The following is a 24742-nucleotide window of genomic DNA, read 5'->3' as shown; positions in this document are numbered from 1 at the left end:
CGGGGGTGCGGGCGGCCGCTGCGCCGCTGGTTCCGGTCGTCTGTGGGGTGTGCGCATGGGCTCCTCGTCGGGGGTGCGGGCGTGCTGGCGTGCGGCGGGGGGGTGAGGAGGAGGGGGGTCAGCGGGCGGTCGCGGCGGTCACGCCCGGCCCGGAGGCGGCGGCCCGGGCGCCGGCGGTCGGCGACAGCGCGACGAACGCCGAGGTGAGGAAGAGGTAGGAGCCGAGCCCGACGGCGAGCGGGAAGACGAACTGCAGGGCGGTGGCACCCGGGAGGGCCTGGTCGGAGGGGGTGACGCGGACGGCGACGGCCAGCATCCCGGTGTAGTGCATGCTGCTGACGGCGGCGCCCATGACGAGCGAGGCGCCGGCCACGGCGGTCGGCGCTTCGATGTTGAGCGCGGCCCACAGCGCTGCGGTGGCCGCGACGACGGCGACCGCCACCGACAGTCCGACGGTGAGCGGCTCGTACGAGATCCTGCCGTGCAGCCGCAGGGCGGCCATGCCCAGGTAGTGCATGCTGGCGACGCCCAGCCCGGTGGTCAGGCCCCCGAGGAGCAGGGAGCGGCTGCTCCTCCTGCCGTAGCCGACCGCGAAGATGCCGCACCCGACGACCGCGACGGCCACGACCAGGCTGAGGACGGTGAGCGGAACGTCGTAGTGGATGTCGGTCCCGGTGACGTGGAAGCCGAGCATCGCGACGAAGTGCATGGTCCAGATGCCGGTGCCGATGGCCGAGGCGGCGGTCAGGAGCCAGTTGCGGCGGGAGGAGCCGGTCGCGGTGAGCGCGCGGACGGTGCAGCGCAGCCCCAGGGCGGCACCGACAGATGCCATCACATATGACAGTACGGGCGTCAGCCAGCCGTACGCCGCATGGTCGAGGTGTCCCATGGCTCCCGGACGCTAGTCCGGGTGAGGGCACGAACAAGGGACGCATTTCGAAAGCCACTGGAACTGCTGGAATATGACAGAGCTACGTTCGTCTCCGATCAGGGCTCGTGCCTCCTTGCCCGCAGTCGGCACGGGCGGGGCCATGGGGGACCATGTGCCCATGACGGAAGACCGCTCGACGCCTACGGACGTCACACACGTGCAGGAGTTCTTCGGGACGCGCGCGGCAGGCTGGGATGCGAAGTTCCCGGACGACGAGCCCGCCTTCGCCCGGGCCGTGGCCGACTTGGGGCTGCGGCCCGGCGACCGCGTCCTCGACGCCGGCTGCGGGACCGGGCGGGCGCTGACGCCGCTGCGGGCGGCCGTCGGACCGTCCGGCACCGTACTCGGCGCGGACATCACCCCGCAGATGCTGGCCGCCGCACGGCGGGCCGGGCGGGACGCCGACGGTACCCTGCTGCTCTCGGACGTGGCCCGGCTGCCCCTGCGCGACGGGGCGCTCGACGCGGTGTTCGCCTCCGGGCTGGTCGCACACCTCCCGGACCCGGGGGCGAACCTGCGCGAGCTGGCCCGCGTCGTCCGGCCCGGGGGCGGGCTCGCACTCTTTCACCCGATCGGGCGGGCGGCCCTGGCGGCCCGCCAAGGCCGCAGGTTGACACCGGGCGACCTGCGGGCCGAGCACAACCTCGGCCCGCTGCTGGCCGGTTCGGGCTGGAAGCTGCTCTCGTACACCGACGAGGCGGCGCGCTTCCTGGCCCTCGCAGTGCGGGGCGGCTGATCAGGCCGGGGGCTGGGCCTCGGCCCCGGCCGGCCGGCGCGGGTGCGGAACGGGGCATCCGCCCAGGCCGGGCACGGGGAAGGTGCCGAGCTCGCCCACGTCGTAGCCGCTGCGGTAGCCCTTGATCTCCGGGTTCTGGCGCGCGTAGTGCGGGGCCTTGCGCGGCGGCAGCAGCCGGACGGCACGGCCGCGCAGCCGCAGGGCGCCGCGGACGAGCCGCTGGACCTGCGGGCGGGGGCGCCCGTACCGGAAGGCGTCGAGCAGCGGCTGGTCCAGCAGGGCGAGGCTCGCCCCGCGCAGCAAGGGGGCCAGTGGACCCGGGTACCAGGAGGCCATCAGGTCCAGGGTGGAGTCGGCGACCTTGCGGCCGCCCTCGTCCCATCCGAAATGGGCCTTTTCGTAGGCGTTCAGGGTCTCCTCGAACTCTTCGTAGGAGCCCGGGACGTCCTTGATGCCCAGGTGCCGGCCGAGGGTGGCGTAGTAGTTCGCGCAGGCGCGGCGCTCGTGGTGGGTCATCGGGCGCCAGCCGTAGTCGTCCATCCAGCGCACCGGAATCACCACGAACGTGCACAGGACGTAGCGCATGTCCTCGTTCGAGATGGCGTAGCTGCGGTGCATCTGGTTGATCCGGCGGATCGCGGTGCGCGCGGTGTCGCTCTCGAAGCCGTGCTCGACGACCGCGTCGAGGAGCAGCGCCGTGTCGTCGTAGCGCTTCTGCGGGCGGTCGGTGAACTCGGCGGTCTCGGCCAGGAGCCGGCCGATGCTGGGGACGGCGTAGGTCCGGAAGAGGGCGAGCTCCAGGGCGCGCGTGAAGTCCCAGGGGAACTCGTACGTGGCGGTGAGCCGGTAGATGGTGAGGAAATCCTTGTCCGGGTCCAGACCGAGGATCTCCCTCAGCCGGTCGTAACGCTGCACCGGGGTGTCCCTTTCTGTGGCGGGTGGTCAACTCTACGTGCAGGTAGCGGGCTTGGAAATCGCCGCTCGCGGGCTCTCGACGCGGGGGTTACCGGCTGGTTAGGGTGCGCCGACGAGCGAGCGACCGGGAGGCCAGGTGTCCGATGAGGAGGAGGGCGGTTCGCTCTACGTGCTGACCGCCGTGCTGCTGACCCCCGCCCAGTTCCCGAGCGTGCTGGGTGACGACTTCCCCGAGGCCTGTGCACTGCTGGGCGTACCCCCGGCCCCGGACGGCTACGGGCTGGTGCTCGGGCAGGACGAGGAGGGCGCGCGCTGGACGGTCGTCGTGGACGACGTCTCGCTCGTCGCCTCCGCGATCGCCTCCTGGGACTGCGGCATGGAGTACGACCTGTCCCCCGACGAGCGGACGATCGTGGTCTCGCTGGCGGGCTGGCCGCTCGACCTGTCGGTGGCCGCCTCCGGGATACCGGAACCGCACGACCCGGAGCAGGGCGCGGACGGCACCGGGCGGGTGCCGCTGGCCCCTCCGTCGGCCGACGCATGGGGGCCGGTGCAGCGGCGGATGGGCGCGGACCAGATCGCCCGGGAGTGGGCCGACTGGCAGGGCCGGGCCGCGGCCGACGGCGGTGCGGCGGCTGCCGCCCACCCCGGGCTCGCGCGGGCGCTCCGGGAGGCTCTGGAGTACACGCGGACGGCGCCGCCGCCCGGACGGGTGCGGTCCTCCTTCGCCGGCGAGGGCGCGCGGACGCTCCGGGTGGACGGGCCCGGCTGGTCCCTGGTGGCCCGCACCGACGGCGCGGCCTTCGTCCTGCTCGACGACGAGCCGAGCGAGGTCCTTCCGGTGCCGCCGGGCGGGGAACGGGAGCCCGCGGAAATCCCGGAGCTGCCGGAGCTGCTGGCCGCGCTGGACCGCATCGCCGTACGCCCGGCCTGACACTCAGCCGACACTGGCACCGGCCCCAGCGCCGGCACGGGCACCGGCGCCGGCCGCCCGGCAGCCTGACCGACCGACGGAGAACGAGCGAGAACGAGGAGAACGGCGTGGTGGTGGAGTCCGAGCCGGTGGGCGTGGTCGTGGGCGGCCGTGCAGAGGTGGCCGACGACGACTGGGGGCGGGAGAGGGCGGCGATCCGCCTGCACGCCGGCCGGTTCGGCCCGGAGGCGCTGTACGGACTGGATTCCTTCTCGCACGTCGAGGTCGTGTACCACTTCGACCGGGTCCCGCCCGAGAAGGTCGAGACCGGCGCCCGGCGGCCCCGCGGCAACCCCGACTGGCCGCTGGTCGGCGTTTTCGCCCAGCGCGGCAAGAACCGGCCGAACCGGCTGGGCGTCTCCCGGTGCCGTCTGGTGTGCGTGGACGGCCTGGACGTGCACGTGGAGGGCCTCGACGCGGTGGACGGAACGCCCGTCCTGGACCTGAAGCCGTACATGGCCGAGTTCGGGCCGCGCGGCGGCGTCACCCAGCCCGAGTGGGCCACCGAGCTGATGCGGGACTACTACTGAGCTGGCCGGACCCGCTCGGGAGGCGGGCCGAACGGGCCGAACGGTCCGCACGGGCCGAACGGGCCGAACGGTCCGGGCGGGAAGCTCCCCGAGGCACTCAGCGGCCGAGCTGCTTCCTGGATATGCCCCGCAGGCGGCGGCGCTGGGAGGGGTCCAGCAGCAGATAGGCCGCCGCCGGGACACCGATCAGAACCAGCAGCCCGGCCCAGAAGCCCACCAGGCTCCACACCACGATGGCTGCCACGACTCCGGCAACTGCGACACCCGCACGCTTGGACATCAGGGCACCTCCACCCGTCGTCGCTTCACTACCCCGTCACCCGCCTCAACGCGCCACGGCGGCGACGCGTTCCCGCCGGTGTCCGCCCGGAGCGGCGTTTCGGCGGTGGAAGTGGCCGGGCGCGGTCTTGCCGCGGACGCGCCCCGCGGCGACGATGGGGCGCTTCCCGGGGCCGCGGAAGCCCCGGAACCCGCGGGAGGGTGACATGGACGAGCCGCCGCCGGCACTGCCTGCCGGAGCCGACCCAGCTGAGCACCTCCGGGTACTGCGCAGGGCGCACACCGCGTTCACCCGGCACGGGCGCGTCGAGGGCCCGGTCCGCACGGTGATCGCGAGGTCCTGGTTGCGCTGCGCCCGGGCCCGCGTCAGCCCGGACTGCGCGCCCGAAGTGGAACTGCCGGAGGCGGAGCTGCGGCCGTACCGGGCGCAGCACTCGCTGGCCCGGGTGTTGCCGCTCTTCCGGGATCTGGTCGGGGCCTTCGCGGCGCACGGGTCGCACCTGCTGGCGGTGTGCGACGCCCGCGGCAGCCTGCTGTGGGTGGAGGGCGAACGGGCCACCCTGCGCCGCGCGGAGCGCCTCGGCTTCGTCCCGGGCGCCCGGTGGTCCGAGACGGCGATGGGCACCAACGCACCCGGGACGGCGGTCGCGCTCGGCCGGCCGGTCCAGGTCCTCGGGGCCGAGCACTTCAGCCGGCGGGTCCACGCCTGGACCTGCGCCGCGGCCCCGGTGCGCGACCCCCGTACCGGCCGGGTCCTGGGCGCGGTGGACATCACCGGCGGCGACGGGCTGGCCCACCCCCACTCCCTCGCCTTCGTGCGGGCGGTGGCCCGCGCGGCCGAGTCCCAGCTGGCCCTGCTGGACCCCGCGCCCGCGGTCTGCACCGACACCCTCGGGGCCCTCGGCCGGGACGAGGCCCTGCTGACCGGCGCCGACGGGACACGGACCCGGCTGGGACGGCGGCACAGCGAGATCATGGCCCTGCTCGCGCACCACCCTGACGGGCTGACCGGCGAGGAGCTGGCGGTCGAGCTCTACGAGGACGAATCCGTGTCACCCGTGACGTTACGCGCCGAGATGGTCCGGTTGCGCGGCCTGCTGGGATCCCGGGCCCCGCTCTCCCGCCCCTACCGCACGGCCGCTCCGCTCCGGGCCGACTTCACCACCGTCACCCGCCACCTCGCCGCCGGAGCCGTCTCGGCGGCCCTCCAGCACTACGCCGGCCCCCTCCTCCCCGCCTCCACCGCGCCCGGCATCGTCCGGCTGCGCCGCCGCATCGAGGAGCAGGCGCGGGCCGCGGTGATCGCCCGCGCGGACGTGGGGCTGCTGACCGACTGGGTGTGCACGCCGTGGGGCGCCGACGACCCGGAGGTGTGGCGGGCGCTCGCCGCGGCCCTGCCGCCCGGGGACCGTCCGGTGGCGCTGGCCCGCGTACGGTCCCTGGACGGCGAACTCGGCGCCGTACGGCCGCGGCCGCCGCACCGCCGTGCAACGTATCCGCAACCTGCGCGCTCCTAGTCTCCTGCCGAGCGCCGGCCGACGGCGGCCCGCGCCCGGCGAGGGAGGACACCATGGCCCGTTACGCTGCGCCCGGCACCGAGGGCGCGCTGATGTCGTACGCGTCCCGGTACGACCACTTCATCGGCGGCGAGTACGTCGAACCCGTCCGCGGCCAGTACTTCGCCAACCCCTCCCCCGTCAACGGCGAGACCTTCACCGAGGTGGCGCGCGGAACGGCCGAGGACGTGGAGCGCGCCCTCGACGCGGCGCACGCGGCCGCCCCCGCGTGGGGACGCACCTCGGCGGCCGAGCGGGCCGCCGTCCTGCTGCGCGTGGCGGACCGGACGGAGGAGCACCTGGAGGCCCTGGCGGTCGCGGAGACCTGGGAGAACGGCAAGCCGATCCGCGAGACCCTCGCCGCCGACCTGCCCCTCGCCATCGACCAGTTCCGCTACTTCGCGGGCGCCCTGCGCGCCCAGGAGGGCGCGCTCAGCCAGCTCGACGAGGACACCGTCGCCTACCACTTCCACGAGCCCCTCGGCGTGGTCGGGCAGATCATCCCGTGGAACTTCCCGCTCCTGATGGCGGTGTGGAAGCTGGCCCCGGCCCTCGCGGCGGGCAACACGGTGGTGCTGAAGCCGGCCGAGCAGACGCCGGCCTCGGTGCACTACTGGTTGGGCCTGGTGGCCGACCTGCTGCCGCCGGGCGTGGTGAACATCGTCAACGGTTTCGGCGAGGAGGCGGGCAAGCCGCTGGCGTCCAGCCCGCGGGTCGCGAAGATCGCGTTCACCGGGGAGACGACCACGGGTCGGCTGATCATGCAGTACGCGGCGGAGCACCTCAAGCCGGTCACCCTCGAACTCGGCGGCAAGAGCCCCAACATCTTCTTCGACGACATCTGGACGGTCGACGACGACCTGCGCGACAAGGCCCTGGAGGGGTTCGCCATGTTCGCCCTCAACCAGGGCGAGGTGTGCACGAGCCCGTCACGGGCGCTGATCGAGCGCGGCCGGTACGGGGACTTCCTCGACGCGGCGGTCGCCCGCACCGAGCTGATCGTGCCGGGGCACCCGCTGGACACGGACACGATGATCGGAGCGCAGGCCTCGGAGGAGCAGCTGCGCAAGATCCTGTCGTACGTGGAGATCGGCCAGCGGGAGGGCGCGAAGGTCCTGACCGGCGGCGAGCGCATCGACCACGGCGGCGACCTCGCCGGCGGATACTACGTCCAGCCGACGATCTTCGAGGGTGACAACCGGATGCGGATCTTCCAGGAGGAGATCTTCGGCCCGGTGGTGTCCGTGACCTCGTTCCAGGACTTCGAGGACGCCATCCGCATCGCGAACGACACCGCGTACGGCCTGGGCGCGGGGGTGTGGACCCGCGACGTCAACACCGCGTACCGCGCGGGCCGCGCGATCCAGGCGGGCCGGGTCTGGACGAACTGCTACCACGCCTACCCGGCCCACGCGGCCTTCGGCGGCTACAAGCAGTCCGGCATAGGCCGCGAAACCCACAAGATGATGCTGGAGCACTACCAGCAGACGAAGAACATGCTGGTCAGCTACTCGCCGAAGAAGCTCGGGTTCTTCTAGGGTCACGAAAAGAGGCGCCTGACCTGGGCTCTTGCCCGGCAGGCGCCTCACGCTCGCCCCACATGAGGAGGGGGTGCGCTGACGCTGGGACTCCCAGTTCATCCCACCGGTGTCCCGCTCCTGATCAGCTCTTCCGGACCGGTCACGGACCAAGTCGCCGGCCCCGGCGGTGCGTTGCCTGCTCCCGGACGCCGGCTCGGGGGCGAGGTTCCGTCCTCGCCTGGTTCAGCCGGAACAGCGGCCCCGCCGGCGCGGCGTACAGCACCCTGGAGAGCTACGGTCTCCGAACCGGCCGGGGCGTGCGTCCCTGCCCGACCGCCTCGCCGGAGGCGGAACAGGTTCAGCGGATGGCCGTCGCCGTCTCCCGGACGGGGCCCCGCGGTCCGTCGTCGTTGCCGCCGCGGGGAGCCGCGTCGGTCGCGCCGCTTCTCATCCGCCTCCCGTGACCCTCGACCGGACCTTGCCGCGGGCATCGGCGGCGTCATCGGCGAGCAGGGCCAGCTGGGCGAGTTCGCGGCACTCCGCGAGGGTGTGGGCGGCCAGTGCCGCCCGTACCTCGGGGAGCGAGGCGGGCGCGGCCGACAGGCTGGTGATGCCGAGGCCGACCAGCACCAGGGCGAGCGTCGGGTCGGCGGCCGCCTCACCGCACACGCCGATCGGACGGCCGTGTTCGGCTGCGGACCGAGCGGCGGAGGCGACCAGCGTGAGCAGGGCCGGCTGCCACGGGTCGAGGAGCTCGGCGAGGGAGCCGAGCGTGCGGTCGGCCGCGAAGGTGTACTGGGCCAGGTCGTTGGTACCGATGCTGAAGAAGTCGCAGACCTCCGCCAGCCGGTCGGTCCGCAGGGCGGCCGCCGGGACCTCGATCATGGCGCCGGCCAGCGGCAGGCCGTGCGCGCGGACCCGGGCGGCGAACTCGGCCGCCTCAGACGGGACCGACACCATCGGGGCCATCACCCAGACCTGGGCGGCGCCGTCCTCGGCGGCCTCGGCGATCGCGGCGAGCTGGGTCTCCAACAGCTGGGGGTCACGGGCGGCCGTCCGCAGGCCGCGGACGCCGAGGGCCGGGTTCTCCTCATCGGCGGCCGTGGCGAAGAGCAGCGGTTTGTCCGCCCCCGCGTCGAGTGTGCGGACGACGACCCGGCGGCCGGCGAAGGCCGCGAAGACCTGCCGGTAGGCGGCGGCCTGTTCGGCGAGGCCGGGTGCCTCGGCGCGGTCCAGGAAGAGGAACTCGGTGCGGAACAGGCCCACGCCCTCGGCGTCGGCCGCAGCCGCGCCGGCCAGCTCGTGCGGCGCCCCGAGGTTGACGAGGAGTGCGACCGGATGGCCGTCCGCCGTCCGGCCCGGCCCCTGGACCCGGGCCGTCAGCTCGCGGCGACGGCGCTCCCGTTCGGCGGCCCGCCCGAGGGACTCCGGGCTAGGGTCGGGCTCGACCAGGCCGTCCGCGCCGTGCACCAGGACCTGCCGGCCGTCGTCGAGTTCCATGGCACCGGCGCAGCCGACCACGGCGGGGACGCCGAGTGCCTTGGCGAGGATGGCCGTGTGACTGGTCGGCCCGCCGCGGACGGTGACCAGGGCCAGCACGCGGGCGGGGTCGAGCAGCGCCGTGTCGGCGGGCGCCAGGTCCTCGGCGACCAGGACGTACGGGTGTCCCGGGTCGGGCAGACCGGGCACGGGCAGGCCCAGCAGGTGCGCCACCGCACGGTCGCGCAGGTCGTCCAGGTCGGCGACGCGTTCCGCGAAATGACCGCCGGCGGCGACCAGCGCGGTGCGGAATCCGTCGAAGGCGGTGGCGAGCGCGTGGGCGCCGTCGGTGCCCCGTTCGGCCAGGGCGGCCGCCGCGTCGGCCAGGACCGGATCGGCGGCCATCATGGCCTGCGCGGCGAGCACGTCGGAACCGGGGCCGCGCACGCGGGCGGCTCGCTCGTCCAGCTCGGTGACGACCGCACCGAGGGCGGCGCGGACCGCCGCCGCCTCGGCGGCCGGGTCGGCGACAGGCCTCGGTGCGGGCAGCGCGGGTACGGACGCCATCCGGGCGACCGGGCCCGCCGCGCTGCCCGTGCCGACGCCGATCCCGCGGATCGGATCGCTCATGCCGCTGCGTCGAGGTCGGAGGCGAGCAGGTCGGCGAGCGCCTTCAGCGAGTCCTGGGCCTGGTCGCCGGTCGCGGTGAGCTCCAGGGCCTCGCCGCAGCCGGCGGCGAGGGCGAGGACGGAGAGCAGGCTGCGGGCGTCGACCGGGACCTGCCCCGGGCGGCCGACGGTGACCTTGGCCGGCTGGCGGGCGGCGGCCTGGACGAACAGCGAGGCCGGGCGGGCGTGCAGGCCGCTCCGGGAGCCGACGGTGACCTGGATCGAGTGCATGGGAGGTCCTTGGAGGAGGTGAGTGGAGGAGAGACGGGCGCCGACCCGGGTGGGATCCGGGTCGGCCGGGGAGTGGGCCACGGTGATCGGAACCGGGTCTCCGCAGTACGGGGGCGGTGGCGGAGGGCCGGGCGGGCCGTGGTTTCAAGCCCGTGAACGTGTTGTTTCGATTGGTTCTACGTCCGATCGTCGAGCGATGTCAACACATTCGGACAAACTCAAAGATGAGCACGAAGCCCGCACGACCCCTTGCCTTTTCGGTCGGAGCGCGTATGGTCGGCCTGAAGCAAGCGTGAACAGACATGAAACGGACCCAATCCCACATGTACGCACCCGAGCGGCAGCAAGAGATCCTCCGCCTCGCGCAGAAGCAGGGCAGGGTGGACGTGCCGACACTCGCCGAGGACTTCGGCGTCACGCAGGAGACCATCCGGCGTGACCTGAGCGCCCTCGACCGGGCCGGTCTGCTGCACCGGGTGCACGGCGGCGCGCTGCCCGCCGGCGCGCTGCACCTGGAGCCCGGTCTGGCCGAACGGGACTCCACGGCCGCGACCGAGAAGGAACGCATCGCCAAGGCGGCCCTCGACCTGCTGCCCGCGGAGGGCAGCGTGATCCTTGACGCCGGGACGACCGTCTCCCGGCTGGCCGGCCTGCTGCCCGCCGACTGCAGCCTCACCGTCGTCACCAACGCGCTCCCGGTCGCCGCCCGACTGGCCGACCACCCCGGGCTCACCCTCCACCTGGTGGGCGGCCGACTGCGCCACCGCACCCAGGCCGCCGTCGACGCGTGGGCGCTGCGCGACCTGGCGGATGTCCACGCGGACGTCGCGGTGATCGCCACCAACGGCTTCTCCCCGGAGGGCGGCCTCTCGACGCCGGACCTCGCCGAGGCAGCCGTGAAGCGGGCCATGCTCACCGGTGCCCGGCGGGTCGTCCTGGTGGCCGACTCCTCCAAGTACGGTGCCCGCCACTTCGCCCGCTTCGGCTCGCTGGACCAGGTGGACGTGCTGGTCACGGACACCGGGCTGACGGACGAGCAGGCCGCCGGGATCGAGAACCACGGACCGGAAGTCATCCGCGCATGATCGTCACCATCACCCCGAACCCCAGCCTCGATCGCACCTACGAACTGGGAACCCTCGCCCCGGGCGAGGTCAACCGGGCCTCGCACGACCGGCTCGATCCGGGCGGCAAGGGCGTCAACGTCTCCCGCGCGCTCACGGCCGCCGGCCACCGCACCAGCGCGGTCCTTCCACTGGGCGGCCTCTCCGGGCAACTGCTCGCCGACCTGTTGCGCCGCCAGGGCATCGACGTCGCGGCGGTAGCGATCTCGGGCGACACCCGGATCAACGTCTCGATCGCCGAGGACGGCGGCAGCCTCACGAAGATCAACGCCGTGGGCCCCGAACTCAGCGCCGCCGAGTCGGCCGCACTGCTCGCGCTCGTCCGCGACGCCCAGAAGACCGGGCAGGGCACCGGGAGCGACGTGCAGTGGCTCGCCTGCTGCGGCAGCCTGCCGCGCGGTCTCGCACCCGAGTGGTACGCGGACGTGGTCGCCCAGGTGCACTCGGGTGGTGCCCGGATCGCCCTCGACACCTCCGGTCCCGCGCTGCTGGCCGCGCTCTCGGCCCGCCCCGACGTGGTCAAGCCCAACCGGGAGGAACTCGCGGAGGCCGTGGGCCGCCCGGTCCGCACCGTCGGCGACGCCGTGGACGCGGCCGGGGAGCTGCGCGAGCGCGGCGCCCAGCAGGTCCTCGCCAGCCTCGGTGCGGACGGGATGCTGCTCGTCGCCGAGGAAAGCTGGTACGGCAGCGCACCGGTCGCCGCCGTCCGCAGCGACGTGGGAGCGGGCGACGCCTCGCTCGCGGGCTTCCTCGGCGCCGGCGGCACCGGCCCCGAGGCCCTCGTGGCGGCCTTGGCGCACGGCGCCGCCGCCGTACAACTGCCGGGGAGCCTCATGCCGACCCCGGCCCATCTGGACCCGGCCGCGGTGGTCGTGACGGCGGACCTCCCGCTCGACCGACCGCTCCGCGGTTGAGAACGACCTCCTGGGGACGGCGTCGCCCCCAGGAGGCGGCACGCCCGACCGTGTGGGACGGAAGGGCACCGATTCCCGGGGGCAAGGGACACTGTCAGGAACCAGTCGAAGGATCGACACGATGACCGACACGATGAACGAGACCAGCGGGCTGATCACACCCGCACTCGTCGATCTCTACCTCGCCCCCGAGGACAAGAACGAAGCCCTCCGCGTCCTCGCCCAGCGGCTGGTCGCCGAGGGCCGGGTCACCGACCTCGACGGCTTCCTCGCCGACGTCGCCGCCCGGGAGGCCCAGGCCCCGACCGGAATGGGTGACGGGATCGGCATTCCGCACTGCCGATCGCCCCACGTCACGCAGCCGAGCCTGGCCTTCGGCCGCAGTGCCCGGGGTGTGGACTTCGACGCCCCGGACGGACGGCCCGCCGACCTGATCTTCATGATCGCCGCTCCGGCCGGTGCGGACGACACCCATCTGCAGATCCTCGCCGCGCTGGCCCGCCGCCTCATGGACCCCGCCTTCACCGGCGCCCTGCGCGACGCCGAGAGCCCGAGCGCGGTCGCGGCGCGGATCAACGGCGAGGAGGCGCCGGCTGCCGTTCCGGAAACGGCCGAGGCTTCAGAGGCGGTCGGGGCCCTGAAAACGGCCGCCTCCGACGGCAGGCTGCGGCTCGTCGCGGTGACCTCCTGCCCGACGGGCATCGCCCACACGTACATGGCCGCCAAGGCCCTGGAACTGGCCGCCGCCCGGGCGGGCGCGCGGATCCAGGTCGAGACCCAGGGGTCGGCCGGGACGACGCCGCTCGACCCCGAGGTCATCGCGGCAGCCGATGCGGTGATCTTCGCCCATGACGTGGAGATACGGGACCGGGCCCGCTTTGCCGGCAAGCCGACCGTGGACGTGGGCGTCAAGGCCGGGGTCAACCGTGCCGACGACCTGATCGCGCAGGCCTCCGGACTGGTCACCGAAGCCGGCGGCGGCGCGCGTACCGCCACCACCCCCGTCGCCGCGCCGAGCGCACCTGCGGGCGAGCACTGGGGGCAGCGGCTGCGCACGTACCTGATGACGGGCGTCAGCTACATGATCCCGTTCGTCGCGGCCGGCGGACTGCTGATCGCGCTCGCCTTCGCGATGGGCGGCTACCAGATCGCCTCCGCGCCGTCCGTACTGGGCCACTTCGACTGGACCTCCTCGCACAGTTGGGCGGCGATGCTGTTCCAGACCGGCAAGACCTCCTTCGGCTTCCTGGTCCCCGTCCTCTCCGGGTACGTCGCCTGGGCGATCGCGGACCGGGCGGCACTGGCCGCCGGCATCGCCGGCGGTGCCGTCTCGGTGGCGGTCGGCGCGGGCTTCCTCGGCGGCATCGTGTCCGGCCTGGCCGCGGGCTTCCTGGTGCTGTGGATGATCCGCTGGAACGTGCCCCGGGCGATCAAGGGCATCATGCCGGTCGTGGTGATTCCGCTGCTGTCCGTGGCGGCGGTCGGCTTCCTGATGTTCGTGGTGGTCGGCTCGCCGATCGCCTCGGCGATGAACGGCCTGACCGACTGGCTGAACGGTCTCTCCGGCTCCAACGCGATCCTGCTCGGCGTGCTGCTCGGCGCGATGATGGCCTTCGACATGGGAGGTCCGCTCAACAAGGTCGCCTACACCTTCGCGGCCGGGGTGCTCACCACCGCGGGTACCACCCCGGACGCCGGCAGCCTCAAGGTGATGGCTGCCGTGATGGCCGCCGGCATGACCCCGCCGCTGGGCATGGCCCTGGCGACCGTCGTCCGGCGCAGGCTGTTCACCCCCGAGGAGCAGGAGAACGGGAAGGCGGCCTGGGTGCTCGGCGCCTCGTTCATCACCGAGGGCGCGATCCCGTTCGCGGCGGCCGACCCGCTGCGGGTCATCCCGGCGGGCATCGCCGGCAGCATGACCGCCGGTGGCCTGGCGATGGCCTTCGGCTCCACCCTGCGTGCCCCGCACGGCGGGATCTGGGTGCTCCCCCTGATCGGCAGCCCGTTCCTCTACCTGGTTGCGGTCGTGGCGGGCACGGTGGTCACCACGGCGGTGGTGGTGCTGCTCAAGGCGCCGCGGAAGTCCGCCGCCCCGGCGCCCTCCGCCTCCGCCTCCCACGCCGGGAAGCAGCCGGCCGCCGTCTGACCCGACGGGCCGTGGGATGCCTCCGGCGTGACCCGGCCGCCCGGTGGGAACGGGCGGCCGGGTCAGGAACCTGCCCGGCGCTTGTTGGTGGACGGAGCGGACACGCGGGCCGCCGAAGCAGCTGCGGACGCTATACGGAGTTCGATCGGACTCCGCCCACGCGGCCTTCGGCGGCTACAAGCAGTCCGGCATAGGCCGCGAAACCCACAAGATGATGCTGGAGCACTACCAGCAGACGAAGAACGTTTATTGCAGCTATTCCCCGAAAGCTGTTGGGTTCTTCTAGAGGGCCAAATCGAGCTCCTGGAAGGATGAAGACCTGTCACGACGCCGGTCGGATCGGGGCCGACGTCGAGCGCTGCCACGAGTTGCGCAAGTACCGCAACTTCCTACATCCGCGCGCCGAGATCCGGGAGGCTCACGCCCCGGACCGCGACACCCCTGGACACGTGTTGGCCCGTGAGCAAACGCGGTCCTGAACAACCTCGCCGACTCCAGCCCAAGGCAATCTGATCATCCGAACCGCACCGTCCCACGCGCAGCTCGTCAGAGGAGTCTGAGCACGGGGCGGCCGTCCGGCACCCCCAGCAGTTCCAGTGCGCGGTCACGACCTCGTCCGGCGCGGGCCCACGACCCTTCCGATTTCTCGGCTTTGTGGGGCCCGCGAGCCACTGGTCCATGCGGCCTCGATCCGGTGTGGGCGCCCGGGCCGCCAACCGCTTGCGCCGTCCAATCCCGATCGCACCCAATCCCTGCCACTACAACGGGATGTCGAGCTCAGCTCTTGCCGACAGAGACTGTCCCTTCGCCTTCGGGGCGATGCGCGCGGGCACCGAGGGCCGTGACGGCGGCGATGACCGCCAGCGCGGCGAGCAGTGCGAAAAGTGCGGGGTATCCGCCGAGGGGTCCGGCCAGGAGGGCCCCGGCAAAGGGGGCAAGGGCGGCTGCAGCGTGGGCGGGTGCGCCGAGGAGACCGGAGAGCCGACCGTAGTGGGTGGTACCCCAGCGGTCGGTGACCGCGGTGGCCTGGAGCAGGGTGACGTTCCCTCGGATCACCCCGGCAAGGACGGACACGGCGACGAGCAGGGCGTAGGGGCCTGCCACGGTGGCGAGGGCTGCGGTGGTCAGGGCGCCGAGCGCGATCAGCGTGACGGTGCGGGCGGTGACACCCAGCCGCCGGGCGAGGCCCGCGTACAGGGTCCGGCCAAGGGTCTGGCCAGCGCCGCCGAGGCCGAGGGCCCATGCGGCCTGGGTGGTCGTGTAGCCGCGTTCGATCAAGAGGGGGACGAGGCCGATGACGACCGCGTACATCGCGAACGCGGACAGGGTGAAGGCGGCGGCCAGCATCCAGAACGGCCGGCTGCGCACCACCTGCTCGTGCCCGCCGCTGACGTGCGGCGGACTCGGAGGAGCCGGCGGCCAGGGGGCCCTCAGGGCGAGGGCATGGGCCGGGACGGTCAGGACGGCGAGGATCCCGGCGAGGACCGTGTAGGTGGCGCGCCAGGACATGTGGTCGGCGAGGATCGCGGTCAGGGGGGCGAAGACGGTGGAGGCGAGGCCGCCTGCGAGGGTGACGATGGTGAGGGCGCGGACGTGGTCGGGGGCCCACCAGCGGGTGAGGGCGGCGAAGGCGGGCTGGTAGAAGATGGCCGCCATGGCCGCTCCGGCGAGCAGCCATCCGGCGTAGAAGACGGTCAGGTCGGGGGCCGCGGCGATGACCAGCAGGCTCAGGGCGCCGAGGAGGGAGCCTGCGGTCATGACCAGGCGGGGGCCGCGGTGGTCCAGGACGCGGCCGACGTAGATCCCGGCGATGGCGGAGACGACGAGTGCCGCGGAGAACGCCGCCGTGGTCGCGCCCGCACTCCACCCGGTGTCAGCGGTGATGGCGGGATTGAGGACGGGGAAGGCGTAGTAGACGATGCCCCAGCTGGTGATCTGGGTGAGGCAGAAGGCGGGCAGGACGGCGCGTGGCCGCGACCGGACCCCCGTCCCGGTCGCGGCCACGCCGCTTTGAAGGTCGCTCACCTCAGCAGCCGCCGACGGAAGCGGGAGCGGCGCCGATGGTGAGGGTGGCCGGGGCCGCGCAGCAGCCGCCACCGGTCTCCTCCGCGGCTGCTTCCGGCTGGTCGAAGAGGCCCGCGCCGCCGCACACCCCCGTCTCGGGGAGGGTGAGTTCGACGCGCTCGGCCGCCTCCTGGTCGCCGGCGAGGTGGGCGGCGACGGAACGCACCTGCTCGTAGCCGGTCATCGCCAGGAAGGTCGGGGCGCGGCCGTAGGACTTCATGCCGACGAGGTAGACGCCCTTCTCCGGGTGGGAGAGCTCGTTCACACCGTGCGGGTAGACCGTGCCGCAGGAGTGCTGGTTCGGGTCGATCAGCGGCGCCAGCTCGACCGGCGCCTGCAGGCGCTCGTCGAGGCCGAGGCGGAGCTCGTCCAGGAAGGTGAGGTCGGGGCGGAAGCCGGTCAGGACGATGACCTCGTCCACCGGGTCCAGGCGGCGGCCGTCCTCACCGACGAGGACTAGGCGGCCGTCACCGTCACGCTCGAAGCTGTCGGTACGGAAGCCGGTGACCGCGTCCGCGTACCCGCCGTCGACCGCTGCCTTCGCCGCCAGGCCCAGGGCACCGCGGGCGGGCAGCTGGTCGGCTTCGCCGCCGCCGAAGGTGGAGCCGGAGATGCCGCGGCGCAGGATCCAGGTGGCGTGGGTGCCCTGGCCGTCCTCGGACTTGGCCAGGTCGGCGAGGTAGGCGAGGGCGGTGAAGGCGGAGGCGCCGGAACCGATGACCGCGGTGCGCTTGCCCGCGTACCGGGCGCGGACGGCGGGGTCCTTCAGGTCTGGGACCCGGTAGGTGATGCGGTCCGCGGAGGCCTTCTCGCCGAGGGCCGCCAGGCCGCTGCCGCCTGCGGGGCTGGGGGTGGACCAGGTGCCCGAGGCGTCGATGACCGCACGAGCGAAGACCCGCTGCTCGCGGCCGTCGGCGTTCTCGTAGTGGACGACGAAGGGCCGGGCCTCGCGGTCGGCGTCGACGATGCGGTCGCGGCCGGTTCGGGAGACGCCGGTGACGCGCGCTCCGTAGCGGACCTGCCCGCCGAGCACGTCGGCGAGCGGCTGGAGGTAGAGGGCGGCCCAGTCGCCGCCGGAGGGGTAGGTGTCCTCGGCGGGCTTGACCCAGCCGGTCGGGGCGAGGAGCTTCTCGGCGGCCGGGTCGACCACCTCGCCCCAGCGCGAGAACAGCCGCACGTGGGCCCACTCGCGGACCGCGGATCCGGCGGTCGTCCCGGCTTCCAGGACGAGGGGGTCCAGGCCGCGGTCGACGAGGTGGGCGGCGGCCGCGAGGCCGGCGGGACCGGCTCCGATGACGACGACGGGCAGCTCGGTGGTGTTCTCGCTCATGACAGGTCTCCGGGTCTTCGTGCAGGCAGGCGGGGTGGGCGGGGACTTCAGGTGGTCAGCAGCAGCCGGCGCCGGTAGCGACGGCCTCGCGCTTGGCTTGCGGGTCGCAGCAGGCTCCGGCGGCTTCCGCGCCCTCGCTGGTGCCACAACACGGTGAGGACTCGGCGGGAGCCGTCTCCGCAGTGGGCGCGGCCGGGGCGGGGCCGCAGCAGGAAGCCGCCGTCCCGGGGTGGTTCGGGCTGGGGTTGACCGACTCGTTCATGACGACTCCTGGTGTTTCGAAGTTTGTCTATGGCTTGCGTGATCAGCATGGCACCTGTATCGACAGACGTCAACATAGACATTCATCTATTTACCGGGAGTAGCCATGGAGCGCGCAGAAGTCGTCGTCATCGGAGGCGGGCAAGCGGGGCTGGCCACCGCGCAGGCGCTGGTCCAGACGGTTTCGGCCGCCCCCACCACCCTGACCTGCCGGGCCTGGCAACCTTCGGTGGGCAGGTCCTGCACGCGGCCGACTACCGCAGCCCGGCCGCGTTCGCCGGGCAGCGGGTCGTGGTGGTCGGGGCGGGAACCTCCGGGGTGCAGATAGCCGCCGAGCTTGCGCGCGAAAGCCGGACCACGTTGGCCACGCGGGCGCCGGTGAGGTTCGCCCGCCAGCGCCTGCTGGGGAGGGATCTGCACTTCTGGCTGACCCGTACAGGTCTCGACACCGCACCGCTCGGGCGCCTGCTGCGGACCCCGCCTGGCCAGCCGGTCCTGGACGACGGCCGCTACCGCGCCGCCCTGGCGGCCGGCAGCCCCGACCGGCGCCCGATGTTCCTGCGCCTGGACGGAGACAAGGTCGCATGGACGGACGGCATCACCGAGAGGTTGGATGCGCTGATCCTGGCCACCGGCTACCGCCCGGACCTGCCCTACCTGGCCGGGCTCGGCGGCGCCCTCGACGCCTCCGGCCGGCCCGGCACCGGAACGGCACTTCCCCCGCACCCCCGGGCCTGGCCTTCGTCGGCCTGGAGTGGCAGCGCAGCCTGTCCTCGAACTCCCTGCGAGGCGTCGGCCGTGACGCCGAGCGGGCGGCCCGCCGCCCGGCCGCCCACCTGGCCCGTGCGTGAGGCCCCTGACACTCTGGTTCGACATGTGTCAACATAGACGTATGTCGAATGCGAAGGTACTGCCGCTCCTGGAGTCCGAGGCCGTCGCGCCCTGCTGCCCGCCGCTGAACGAACGCCCCATGTCGGCGGACGAGGCCGAGGCCGCGGCGAAGATGTTCAAGGCCCTGGGTGACCCCGTGCGGCTGCGCCTGTTCTCTGCCGTGGCCTCCCACGAGGGCGGCGAAGCATGCGTGTGCGACATCTCCGACGTCGGCGTCTCCCAGCCCACCGTCTCCCACCACCTCAAGAAGCTGAAAGAAGCCGGTCTGCTGTCCTCCGAGCGGCGCGGTACATGGGTGTACTACCGGGTCGAGCCCTCCGTGCTGGCCGCGATGGGCGCGCTGCTGTCCGGCGCGGCGAAGGCCGCGTGAGCGGCGTGCGGATCGAGGCTCTTCTCCCAGAGCACGCCGAGCAGGTGCTCGGCATCTACCAGGCGGGGATCGATGAAGGCAACGCGACCTTCGAGACCCAGGCCCCCGAGTGGGCCTCGTTCGACAAGGCCAAGCTGCCCGGTCATCGCTTCGTCGCCCTCGATGACGATGACGATGGCGGCCGGGTGCTGGGCTGGGTCGCGGCGAGCGCGGTCTCCGACCGGTGCGCGTACGCGGGCGTGGTCGAACACTCCGTGTACGTCCACCCCGACGCCCGCGGCCGCGGTGTCGCCCGCGCCCTCCTGGACGCGCTGATCGCCTCCACGGAGGCGGCGGGGATCTGGACGATCCAGTCCGGGATCTTCCCCGAGAACAGCGCCAGCCTCGCCCTGCATGCGCGGGCCGGGTTCCGGATCATCGGCACCCGCGAACGGATCGGCCGCCACCACGAAGCCTGGCGGGACGTGGTCCTGCTGGAGCGCCGCAGCCCCGTCCTGACGTAGACGGCTCACGTCGGGACGGCTGGGTCAGGTAGCGCCGAGGGCCACGCACGCCGGGCAGGGTGGAGGAGCTGCGGCTCGGCGGTCTCGACAGGCGGTCGGATGCGCTCCGCCACCCTCTACAAGGTCCTGGCCGCCCTCATGGTGCTCATGGCGGCCGCTCTGGTCCTCACGCACACCACCACGCTGGGCACGCTCGACCTGCCGCTGGGGGCACAGGTTCCCGCCGGTATGGCGGCGGGCTTCGGCCTCTCCCCGGTGGCGTCCCTGCCGACCATGCTCGTCGCCTTCGCCCGCTACAGCCGCGACGGCAGCTACGCCGTCCTCGGCACCAACCTCCGGTTCACCATGGTCATGGCCGCGCTGGCCGTGATCCTGCTCGTCTCCGCGTACGAGCTGGCCCGGCCACTGACGTCACCGGGCCTTCGGTTCTTCCTGCCCGCTGAAGCCGGGTGGGGTCAGGTCAGGTCAGGTCAGGTCAGGTCAACAGGTCGCGGATCTCCCGGGCTGCGTCGCAGTGAACATCGGCTTCCCGGTCAGGAGTCCGGCGTCACGGGCAGCTCGTACGGGCGGGACGGCGACGATGTCGCCGAGGGAGGCAACGCCGCCGCTGTCGGCGCGGCCTTCGTCGAGGGCACGGCTGCGTGCGGTGGCGTGGTCGAAGAGGGCCCGGCCGTCGATGCAGTCGGCGAGGTAGTCGACGACATGCTGCGCGTCGGGTAGGTCTGTCCCGGCTGGACCGGCATGAGCCGCCCGGGCGGAGAGGAGTACTCCGCCGGGGAGAACAGTCGGAGGGAGTCCCAGGTGTGCTGCCATGCCCCGCCGGGCGCGGCCTGGGCGTCGGGGATGACGTGCTCGATGCGCAGGCGGCGCAGGTGGTAGCCGGCGGCGAGCCCTGCTTGGCCGCCGCCGATCACCACCACGTCCGTGCTGCGCGTCATGCCGCGGGCTGCTCCGTGTCGTTCTTGCCGCGCATGAAGATGACCGCCACCAGTGCCAGGCCCACGATCACGCCGACCAGCTGCATGCCGACGAACCCGGCCACCGAGCCGGGGGCGATACCCGCGAACGTGTCGGTGAAGGCACGGCCGATCGTCACGGCCGGGTTCGCGAAGGATGTGGACGAGGTGAACCAGTACGCCGCGCCGATGTACGAGGCGACAGCGACGGGGGCGAAGCGCAGTCGGTCGGTGCGGGCCAGCCCGAAGATCAACAGGATCAGACCGGCCGTGGCGACGACCTCGCCGAGAAGCAGGTTGCCGGCGGAGCGGTCGTGCTGCGACCACTTCACCAGCGGCTCCCCGAACATCGCGTCCGCCAGGATCGCGCCCGCGATCGCGCCGGCGATCTGGGAGGGCACGTAGACGGCGAGTTCGCGGGCGTTGACTCCGCCGCCGCCGCGGCGGGCGGTCCACCACTCGGCCAGGGTGACGGCCGGATTGAAGTGGGCGCCGGAGACCGGACCGAGGAGGGCGATCAGGACGCCGAGGCCGAAGACGGTGGCGGTGGAGTTGGCCAGCAGCTGGAGGGCTACGTCGTCGGTGAGCTCGGTGGCCTGGATGCCGGAGCCGACCACGATCGCGACCAGGGCGGCGCTGCCGACCAGCTCGGCGGCCGCGCGGGCGATCAGCGGGGTACGGGGCGGAGTCGCGCCGGGCGCGGGCTGCGGCGCCGTGTCAGCGGCTATGGCGCCGCTCGCGGCGGGCTCGGTGGCGGTCAAGGCGGGTTCTCCTCGGGCAGGTGAGGCAAGGCGCGGAAGGCTACGGGCAGGACCGCTTGAGGTTCGCTTCGGCGGTGGCTCGCGCGGTCTGGGCGAGGTCACCGAACTGACCGGCGAGGGCTTCGATGACTTCCGGGCGCAGGCGGTAGTAGATGTACCTCCCGCATGGCTCCGTCTCCACAACCCCGGCCTCCCGCAGCACCTTCAGGTGGTTGGAGAGGTTCGTCTGCCTGGCGCCCGTCTCCTCCACCAGGTGGGTGGTGCAGAGCGTCTCGCGGGCGAGGAGGGTCACGATCTGGAGCCTGAGCGGGTCGGCCAGAACCCGGATCAGATCAGTGTCGACTGACGTCATCATGGACTGATACTGTCACATCAGTTGCGGCTGATACCAGCCCGAGCTGACCCTATTGGCTCCTTTGAACGGGAACGCCATGTCCACGTCCTCATCACCCTCCCTGCCGGACCAACGCCTGGCGGCGGGGGCGGCCCGTCCCGCCAGACGATACGCCGGCCACTTCGCGCCGGAGACCGCGCTGGGCCTGCTCCCCGACTCGTACAGCCGACTCGCCGAGCACGCCCGGGTCCGCACCCATCTCGTCGTCCTCGCGGAGCGGCTGACCGCCGAACGTCTGGACGGGCGCGGACCTGGCCGACGCCTACCCCAAGCCGGTCACCGAGGAAGTCGTCCAGGCCGCCGACATCGTGATCACGATGGGATGCGGTGACGCCTGCCCCGTCTGCCCGGCCGCCGCTACCTCGACTGGTCGGTCGCCGACCCCGAGGGAGCGCCGATCGCCGTCGTCCGCGATATCCGCGACGCCATCGACGCCCGCATCACCGAGCTGCTCACCCGGCTCGCCCCCTGAAAGCCCCCGCAGATCCGCACCCGCAGTCGCCTCACCCTAAGGAAGAACAGATGCCCTCCGTTCCTGCCGCCTCCGTCCTGTTCGTCTGCATCCACAACGCGGGCCGTTCCCAGATGGCGGCCGGGTTCCTGCGCCACCTCGCCGGTGACCGCATCGAGGTCCGCTCGGCCGGCTCCATGCCCGGCGAGCAGATCAACCCCTCCGCCGTCGCCGCCATGGCGGAGCTCGGCATCGACATCTCCGACCAGAAGCCCAAGGTCCTCACCCCCGAGGCCGCCCAGGCCTCCGACTACATCATCACCATGGGCTGCGGCGACGCGTGCCCGTACTTCCCCGGCAAGACCTACCTCGACTGGCAGCTCGAGGACCCGGCCGGCCAGGGCGTCGAGGCCGTCCGCCCCATCCGCGACGAGATCAAGGGCCTCATCGAGGGCCTGATCGCCGAGATCGACGCCAAGAAACAGGGCTGACCCCGGGACCGACGCGACCACCGCCGACGACGGCATACGCAAGGTCATCATCATCATCGGCTCCGGGCACCGCCCACCGGGCGAAGTCCGTGATCATCGCGACCGGATCCGGCTACCGCAAGCTACGCCTACCGCCAGGCCATCACCGCCGCCGGCTCCGGCTGCGCAGCGGGCACTCGACGCCGAGCGCTACCTCGCCGCCCTCAGCGACGACAGCGCGGACGTCGACATGGCTCAGGTCAGCGCCTGACCCGCTGGCCCCGCCCCCGAATGGGGCCAACGTTTCACCGATGTCGAGCCCCGCCTCTTCCACGCGGCCTCCGCCTCACCCCCGAGGTCGCTTCGAAGCCAGCCGGATGGCCGTGCGCGCCGCTGGCCGCCAGCGGCGCGCACGTCGAGAACTCCCCAGACGACTCGGCACTGCCTGCGCAGCGCGAACTGCTTCAAGCGCCAGGCCGCTTGTGCCGTGAGAGCAGCTCGCCGAAGGAAGCGCCCCTGAGTCGCTCCAGGGTCTCCCCTGAGAGGGCCGGAGATCGTTGCAGAAGCTCGGCTTCTTCTAGAGGACCGAAGTCGCCGTCCGGAGAAGAGGCCGTCTTCTCCGGGCAACGCGGCAGCGGCTGCGGTGTCAGTGCGCTGAAGTATCCTTCCCGCCACCGCACACCGACTGGGAGGACCAAGAGAATTGACTGGCCTGTCTGCCTTCCCGCTGCCTTTCCAGGCATCCCGTTCCATACCGTACGCGGCACCGCGAACGCTGCGGGAACTCCAGATGATGGAGTGCAGCGCACACATTCGGGCGAAGCCGGGGTGGTTCGACAAGATGAACGACGCCGCCGTCGTCGCCAGGTGGACGCAGGAAGCGGTCGCCCAGGGGCTCACCGAATCGCAGGTTCGTTACGTCATTGCCGAACTCGCGCATTACGCGGCTCTGCGGGACGCACGAACCGGTGTCGAGGTGTCCGCCGTCGACGGGGTGTGGCAGTCGGACGTCCTGGTGGACGCCGAGCTCAGGTCCCGGCTGTGCGAGGCGGTTCGGGTTCTGGAACAGGTCCCCGAAGAGGAGCGGGACTGGCATCCCGGGTCCGACGGCCAGGTACTGGACCTGGTTCACCCTTCCCTGTTCTGTCTGGTGAGAGAGGCGAGTGGCGCGCCCGAGCACACTTGGCACAACCCGACGGACCGCTATTCGAGGCACGAGTTCTCGGAGAAGTTCCAGTGGCTGCCCACGGACGTCGACGTCAGCGACGACGGCGAGGTCGCCTTCCGTTCGTACGTCAACAACGTCCACCCCGAAATCCATCACGAACTGGCCTCGGTTCTACCGGAATTGTTCGCTCGCCTGCGCCCGCTGTGGGAAAACGTCCTCACCGATCTGCGCCATCCGCGGCCCCTGCGGATCGAGGCCGATCCTTACGGGTGGTACGACTCGGAGCCCGAATACCCGAACAGATCCTCCTACGGTGATGACGAGGCCTACGCAGAAGCCCGTCGCACGTGGGCACGGGCGCACGACGACTGGTGGGAGAACCGCCGCCCGGTCGTCCCGGACGCCCCCGCCTTCACCCCGCCCGAAGTGCCCGACGCAGCCGCCCGGGTCGACTTGCGCGGGAGCCGCCTCCAAGTCATCGTCAAGCTCGCCACGATCCACCTCACCCCGGACAAGCCCGAGTACCAGGGCGGTTCCTGGCACGTCGAGGGGATGCTGAACGAGCGGATCGTCTCGACCGGCATCTACTACTGGGACAGCGAGAACATCACCGAGAGCCGGCTGAGTTTCCGGGCGGCACTCGACGACCCGAACTACGAACAGAACGACGACGACGGTCTGCGCGAGGTCTACGGCCTGGAGGACGAAGACGCACTGAACCAGGTACTGGGATCGACATCGACCCCGGCGGGCCGCTGCCTGGCGTTCCCGAACGTCCTGCAACACCGCGTCGGCTCGTTCCGCCTCACGGACCCCACCCGCCCGGGCCATCGCAAGATCCTCGCCTTCTTCCTGGTCGACCCGTCGAAAACGATCACCTCGACATCCGATGTGCCGCCACAGCAGCCATGGTCCGAGACCTCGACCATGACGCTCGCACAGGCCCGGCACTACCGCGAACAGCTCATGCAGGAACGCAAGTTCTTCGTCGACGAACACAACGAGCAGCTCTACGAACGAGAATTCTCGCTCTGCGAGCACTGAACCCCGTTCGTCCTGGACACGCGCAGGCCGGCATTGCACGGACGGCCTGCACGTACGGCGTCGAGCCGGCGGGCGAG

General features: G+C 72.5%; 23 protein-coding genes and 3 pseudogenes. 16 read left to right on the top strand and 10 right to left on the bottom strand.

Features of this window, described 5'->3' with window-relative positions; genetic code table 11:
- Positions 1-118: 118 nt before the first annotated feature.
- On the bottom strand, positions 119-889 hold the full coding sequence (locus ACSHWO_RS29465; RefSeq protein ID WP_438316529.1) for an MHYT domain-containing protein: 771 nt from the start codon (positions 887-889) through the stop codon (positions 119-121).
- A gap of 160 nt (positions 890-1049) precedes the next feature.
- Here ACSHWO_RS29465 and ACSHWO_RS29460 point away from each other — a divergent pair, with 160 nt between their 5' ends.
- Positions 1050-1667 (top strand): class I SAM-dependent methyltransferase, encoded by a 618-nt coding sequence (locus tag ACSHWO_RS29460; RefSeq protein WP_361089826.1) that lies wholly within the window; start codon positions 1050-1052, stop codon positions 1665-1667.
- Here ACSHWO_RS29460 and ACSHWO_RS29455 read toward each other — a convergent pair whose 3' ends face one another.
- Complete coding sequence (locus ACSHWO_RS29455; RefSeq protein WP_438316526.1) at positions 1668-2582, bottom strand: oxygenase MpaB family protein; 915 nt, start codon at positions 2580-2582, stop codon at positions 1668-1670.
- A 136-nt stretch (positions 2583-2718) separates the two neighbouring features.
- On the opposite strand from ACSHWO_RS29455, the gene ACSHWO_RS29450 reads away from it, so the two are divergent.
- Both ACSHWO_RS29450 and ACSHWO_RS29445 read left to right on the top strand, forming a co-directional pair.
- On the top strand, positions 2719-3516 hold the full coding sequence (locus ACSHWO_RS29450) for a hypothetical protein (RefSeq protein ID WP_438316523.1): 798 nt from the start codon (positions 2719-2721) through the stop codon (positions 3514-3516).
- Positions 3517-3629: 113 nt separating this feature from the next.
- Positions 3630-4085 (top strand): SAM-dependent methyltransferase, encoded by a 456-nt coding sequence (locus ACSHWO_RS29445; RefSeq protein ID WP_438319300.1) that lies wholly within the window; start codon positions 3630-3632, stop codon positions 4083-4085.
- Between the two features lie 97 nt (positions 4086-4182).
- On the opposite strand, the gene ACSHWO_RS29440 is transcribed toward ACSHWO_RS29445, so the two are convergent.
- Complete coding sequence (locus tag ACSHWO_RS29440) at positions 4183-4365, bottom strand: hypothetical protein (protein ID WP_361089820.1); 183 nt, start codon at positions 4363-4365, stop codon at positions 4183-4185.
- A gap of 205 nt (positions 4366-4570) precedes the next feature.
- Between ACSHWO_RS29440 and ACSHWO_RS29435 the strand changes: the two genes are divergently transcribed.
- Together ACSHWO_RS29435 and exaC are read left to right on the top strand one after the other, a co-directional pair.
- Positions 4571-5881 (top strand): GAF domain-containing protein, encoded by a 1311-nt coding sequence (locus ACSHWO_RS29435; protein ID WP_438316520.1) that lies wholly within the window; start codon positions 4571-4573, stop codon positions 5879-5881.
- Between the two features lie 53 nt (positions 5882-5934).
- Positions 5935-7458 (top strand): acetaldehyde dehydrogenase ExaC, encoded by a 1524-nt coding sequence (gene exaC, locus ACSHWO_RS29430; RefSeq protein ID WP_438316517.1) that lies wholly within the window; start codon positions 5935-5937, stop codon positions 7456-7458.
- Positions 7459-7887: 429 nt separating this feature from the next.
- Here the strand turns inward: exaC and ACSHWO_RS29425 are convergent, their stop codons facing one another.
- Both ACSHWO_RS29425 and ACSHWO_RS29420 read right to left on the bottom strand, forming a co-directional pair.
- Positions 7888-9549: a phosphoenolpyruvate--protein phosphotransferase gene (locus ACSHWO_RS29425; protein ID WP_438316514.1), complete on the bottom strand. Its 1662-nt coding sequence runs from the start codon at positions 9547-9549 to the stop codon at positions 7888-7890.
- Entirely contained in the window at positions 9546-9818 is a 273-nt protein-coding gene (locus ACSHWO_RS29420) for an HPr family phosphocarrier protein (RefSeq protein ID WP_179174339.1), read from the bottom strand. Before ACSHWO_RS29420 ends, ACSHWO_RS29425 begins: the two co-directional genes overlap by 4 nt.
- Positions 9819-10141: 323 nt before the next feature.
- Between ACSHWO_RS29420 and ACSHWO_RS29415 the strand changes: the two genes are divergently transcribed.
- The 4 genes and pseudogenes from ACSHWO_RS29415 to ACSHWO_RS29400 form a co-directional block, all read left to right on the top strand.
- On the top strand, positions 10142-10903 hold the full coding sequence (locus tag ACSHWO_RS29415; protein ID WP_385818471.1) for a DeoR/GlpR family DNA-binding transcription regulator: 762 nt from the start codon (positions 10142-10144) through the stop codon (positions 10901-10903).
- Positions 10900-11856, top strand: a complete 957-nt coding sequence (gene pfkB, locus ACSHWO_RS29410; protein ID WP_438316511.1) for a 1-phosphofructokinase — start codon at positions 10900-10902, stop codon at positions 11854-11856. The genes ACSHWO_RS29415 and pfkB overlap by 4 nt, the downstream gene beginning before the upstream one ends.
- 121 nt (positions 11857-11977) lie before the next feature.
- Positions 11978-14002, top strand: coding sequence for a PTS fructose transporter subunit IIABC (locus ACSHWO_RS29405; RefSeq protein WP_438316508.1), 2025 nt, complete (start codon positions 11978-11980; stop codon positions 14000-14002).
- Positions 14003-14156: 154 nt separating this feature from the next.
- A pseudogene (locus ACSHWO_RS29400) lies at positions 14157-14288 on the top strand (aldehyde dehydrogenase family protein); the annotation flags it as partial.
- 491 nt (positions 14289-14779) lie between these two features.
- Here the strand turns inward: ACSHWO_RS29400 and ACSHWO_RS29395 are convergent.
- Both ACSHWO_RS29395 and ACSHWO_RS29390 read right to left on the bottom strand, forming a co-directional pair.
- Positions 14780-16027, bottom strand: coding sequence for an MFS transporter (locus ACSHWO_RS29395; RefSeq protein ID WP_438316505.1), 1248 nt, complete (start codon positions 16025-16027; stop codon positions 14780-14782).
- Position 16028: 1 nt separating this feature from the next.
- Positions 16029-17396, bottom strand: a complete 1368-nt coding sequence (locus tag ACSHWO_RS29390) for an NAD(P)-binding domain-containing protein (protein ID WP_438316502.1) — start codon at positions 17394-17396, stop codon at positions 16029-16031.
- A 291-nt stretch (positions 17397-17687) separates the two neighbouring features.
- Here ACSHWO_RS29390 and ACSHWO_RS29385 point away from each other — a divergent pair.
- The 4 genes and pseudogenes from ACSHWO_RS29385 to ACSHWO_RS29370 form a co-directional block, all read left to right on the top strand.
- Positions 17688-17960: pseudogene (locus tag ACSHWO_RS29385) on the top strand (hypothetical protein); the annotation flags it as partial.
- A 75-nt stretch (positions 17961-18035) separates the two neighbouring features.
- Positions 18036-18545: a hypothetical protein gene (locus ACSHWO_RS29380; RefSeq protein WP_438319350.1), complete on the top strand. Its 510-nt coding sequence runs from the start codon at positions 18036-18038 to the stop codon at positions 18543-18545.
- 4 nt (positions 18546-18549) lie between these two features.
- The gene (locus tag ACSHWO_RS29375) at positions 18550-18918 is read left to right on the top strand and encodes an ArsR/SmtB family transcription factor (RefSeq protein ID WP_361098094.1); all 369 of its coding nucleotides are present in this window, start codon (positions 18550-18552) and stop codon (positions 18916-18918) included.
- A complete protein-coding gene (locus tag ACSHWO_RS29370; protein WP_438316498.1) occupies positions 18915-19421 on the top strand; it encodes an N-acetyltransferase family protein in 507 nt (168 codons plus the stop codon). The genes ACSHWO_RS29375 and ACSHWO_RS29370 overlap by 4 nt, the downstream gene beginning before the upstream one ends.
- Before the next feature lie 516 nt (positions 19422-19937).
- On the opposite strand, the pseudogene ACSHWO_RS29365 reads toward ACSHWO_RS29370, so the two are convergent.
- The 3 genes and pseudogenes from ACSHWO_RS29365 to ACSHWO_RS29355 all read right to left on the bottom strand — a co-directional run.
- Positions 19938-20359: pseudogene (locus ACSHWO_RS29365) on the bottom strand (NAD(P)-binding protein); the annotation flags it as partial.
- Positions 20356-21138, bottom strand: a complete 783-nt coding sequence (locus tag ACSHWO_RS29360) for an aquaporin (RefSeq protein ID WP_438316495.1) — start codon at positions 21136-21138, stop codon at positions 20356-20358. The pseudogene ACSHWO_RS29365 and the gene ACSHWO_RS29360, both read right to left, overlap by 4 nt.
- A gap of 40 nt (positions 21139-21178) precedes the next feature.
- A complete protein-coding gene (locus tag ACSHWO_RS29355; protein WP_438316492.1) occupies positions 21179-21493 on the bottom strand; it encodes an ArsR/SmtB family transcription factor in 315 nt (104 codons plus the stop codon).
- Between the two features lie 76 nt (positions 21494-21569).
- On the opposite strand from ACSHWO_RS29355, the gene ACSHWO_RS29350 reads away from it, so the two are divergent.
- From ACSHWO_RS29350 to ACSHWO_RS29340, 3 genes are all read left to right on the top strand, one after another.
- The gene (locus ACSHWO_RS29350) at positions 21570-21863 is read left to right on the top strand and encodes a three-helix bundle dimerization domain-containing protein (protein WP_438316489.1); all 294 of its coding nucleotides are present in this window, start codon (positions 21570-21572) and stop codon (positions 21861-21863) included.
- Positions 21864-22054: 191 nt separating this feature from the next.
- Positions 22055-22474 (top strand): arsenate reductase ArsC, encoded by a 420-nt coding sequence (locus tag ACSHWO_RS29345; protein ID WP_438316486.1) that lies wholly within the window; start codon positions 22055-22057, stop codon positions 22472-22474.
- Positions 22475-23156: 682 nt separating this feature from the next.
- The gene (locus ACSHWO_RS29340) at positions 23157-24665 is read left to right on the top strand and encodes a DUF4246 domain-containing protein (RefSeq protein WP_438316483.1); all 1509 of its coding nucleotides are present in this window, start codon (positions 23157-23159) and stop codon (positions 24663-24665) included.
- Positions 24666-24742 lie beyond the last annotated feature (77 nt).

Origin of the sequence: Streptomyces pallidus (ex Mingjun et al. 2026), from assembly GCF_051550185.1 — a bacterium.
Lineage (GTDB): Bacteria > Actinomycetota > Actinomycetes > Streptomycetales > Streptomycetaceae > Streptomyces.
The sequence above is the reverse complement of the archived record's forward strand: the minus strand, read 5'-3'. Positions and strand labels throughout refer to the sequence as shown.

Coding starts and splice junctions, on each gene's coding strand:
- ACSHWO_RS29465 (WP_438316529.1), bottom strand. CDS start 889: ATGGGACACCTCGACCATGCGGCGTACGGCTGGCTGACGCCCGTACTG.
- ACSHWO_RS29460 (WP_361089826.1), top strand. CDS start 1,050: ATGACGGAAGACCGCTCGACGCCTACGGACGTCACACACGTGCAGGAG.
- ACSHWO_RS29440 (WP_361089820.1), bottom strand. CDS start 4,365: ATGTCCAAGCGTGCGGGTGTCGCAGTTGCCGGAGTCGTGGCAGCCATC.
- ACSHWO_RS29435 (WP_438316520.1), top strand. CDS start 4,571: ATGGACGAGCCGCCGCCGGCACTGCCTGCCGGAGCCGACCCAGCTGAG.
- exaC (WP_438316517.1), top strand. CDS start 5,935: ATGGCCCGTTACGCTGCGCCCGGCACCGAGGGCGCGCTGATGTCGTAC.
- ACSHWO_RS29425 (WP_438316514.1), bottom strand. CDS start 9,549: ATGAGCGATCCGATCCGCGGGATCGGCGTCGGCACGGGCAGCGCGGCG.
- ACSHWO_RS29420 (WP_179174339.1), bottom strand. CDS start 9,818: ATGCACTCGATCCAGGTCACCGTCGGCTCCCGGAGCGGCCTGCACGCC.
- ACSHWO_RS29415 (WP_385818471.1), top strand. CDS start 10,142: ATGTACGCACCCGAGCGGCAGCAAGAGATCCTCCGCCTCGCGCAGAAG.
- pfkB (WP_438316511.1), top strand. CDS start 10,900: ATGATCGTCACCATCACCCCGAACCCCAGCCTCGATCGCACCTACGAA.
- ACSHWO_RS29405 (WP_438316508.1), top strand. CDS start 11,978: ATGACCGACACGATGAACGAGACCAGCGGGCTGATCACACCCGCACTC.
- ACSHWO_RS29390 (WP_438316502.1), bottom strand. CDS start 17,396: ATGAGCGAGAACACCACCGAGCTGCCCGTCGTCGTCATCGGAGCCGGT.
- ACSHWO_RS29375 (WP_361098094.1), top strand. CDS start 18,550: ATGTCGAATGCGAAGGTACTGCCGCTCCTGGAGTCCGAGGCCGTCGCG.
- ACSHWO_RS29355 (WP_438316492.1), bottom strand. CDS start 21,493: ATGATGACGTCAGTCGACACTGATCTGATCCGGGTTCTGGCCGACCCG.
- ACSHWO_RS29350 (WP_438316489.1), top strand. CDS start 21,570: ATGTCCACGTCCTCATCACCCTCCCTGCCGGACCAACGCCTGGCGGCG.
- ACSHWO_RS29345 (WP_438316486.1), top strand. CDS start 22,055: ATGCCCTCCGTTCCTGCCGCCTCCGTCCTGTTCGTCTGCATCCACAAC.